Raw genomic sequence first — 1,719 nt, forward strand, 5'->3', positions numbered from 1 at the left:
CTAGAAGGCTGATGAAGATCTTGGGGTTCTGGCCCTGCCGCGTGAGCGGCAGGGCCAGACTCGTGTTGTGGCGATGGGTGAGTGGGTCGGCGAGATGGTCGGGCCGGACGTGTGGGAGACGTGCCGGGATCTGATCCCGGCCGGGAGTGTGTTCGCGTTCCTGGCCGGGCACCGCGGTGAGCTGTTCCGGGCTGAGATGTTCGCGGACATGTATCCGTCGGCGAACGGACGGCCGAGCATGCCGCCGCAGATCCTGGCCGCCGCGATCACCTTGCAGGCCCTGCACGGGCTGTCGGACTTCGAGACGGTCCAGGAACTGCGGTGCGATTTGCGGTGGAAGGCCGCATGCGGGCTCGGCCTCAACGACATGGCCTTCGACCCGTCGCTGCTGGCCTACTTCCGCCGCCGGCTGGCCCGTTCCGCCCGCCCGAACCGCGTCTTCGACGCCGTGCGCGAGGTCGTGCAGGCCACCGGCGTACTCAAGGGCAAGCACCGCCGGGCGCTGGACTCCACCGTGCTGGACGACGCGGTCGCCACCCAGGACACCGTCACCCAGATCATCGCCGCCGTCCGGGCGGTGATCCGCGAGGTCCCCGGCGCCGACGCGGTCGTCGCTGCCCAGTGCAGCGCGCACGACTACACCGACCCGGGCAAGCCCCGCATCGCCTGGAACGACGAGCAGGCCCGCGCCGGACTGGTCGACGCGCTGGTCACAGACGCCCTGCGGCTGCTGGGCCACCTGCCCGACCAGCAACTCGGTGAGAAAGCCGCGAACGCGGTGGGCATCCTGGCCCTGGTCGCCGGCCAGGACGTCGAGCCCGCCGAGGACTCCGACGGGCGTGACGGACGCTGGCGCATCACCCGGGGCACCGCTCCGAACCGGATGGTCTCCACCGTCGATCCCGAAGCACGCCACGTCCACAAGACCCGCAGCCACCAGCAGGACGGCTTCAAGGCGCACCTGGCCGTCGAGCCCGAGACCGGCTTATACACCGCCGTTGCTCTGCGGCCCGGCGCCGGGCCCGAGCACCACGAGGCCGCCGTGGGTCTTGAGCTGCTCGCCGACGAGGACAACCAGCTGGACGTCTTCGGTGACACCGCCTACTCCGCCGGCGATGTCCGCCAGGCCCTCCACGAGGCCGGGCACCGGCTGTTCATCAAGGCCGCCCCGCTGCGGCCTGCGGTCCCCGGCGGCTTCACCCTCGACGACTTCGCCATCGACACCACAGCGGCCGTCGTGACCTGCCCGGCCGGACACACCGTGGCCCTGTCCGACCCCGGCGGGCAATACCACCAGCGCAAAGCCGTTTTCGGGAGCTTGTGCACCGGATGCCGCCTGCGTGAGCGGTGCACCAAAGCAAGGGCCGGACGCGTCCTGACCATCCGCCCGCACCACGACCTCCACACAGCCGCCCGCGACCAGGCCGCCACCGACCCCGGCTGGCAGGCCGACTACCGCCGCTGGCGGCCACCGGTCGAACGCGCCGTCGCCTGGCTCGTCCAGCACGGCAACCGGCGCCTGCGCTACCGCGGCACCATCAAGAACAACACCTGGCTCCACACCCGAGCCGCCGCCCTCAACCTCCGCCGGCTGATCAACCTCGGGCTCACCCACACCAGGGGCACCTGGCACATCGCCCCGACCGGTGCATGACCGCAGGGGGTATCCGGCCTGACGGCCGGACAACCCCTCACCAAGATCTTCATCGACCTTCTAGG

Annotated in this window: 1 protein-coding gene; it reads left to right on the plus strand. The window is 70.9% G+C overall.

The features are described from left to right. Positions 1-73: 73 nt before the first annotated feature. Positions 74-1,654 carry an IS1182 family transposase gene (locus ACZ4O3_RS44070; protein ID WP_467728032.1) on the plus strand — a complete coding sequence of 527 codons (1,581 nt, stop codon included), beginning with the start codon at positions 74-76 and terminating at the stop codon, positions 1,652-1,654. Positions 1,655-1,719: the final 65 nt, after the last annotated feature.

The organism is Streptomyces sp. NPDC026515 (assembly GCF_055567595.1).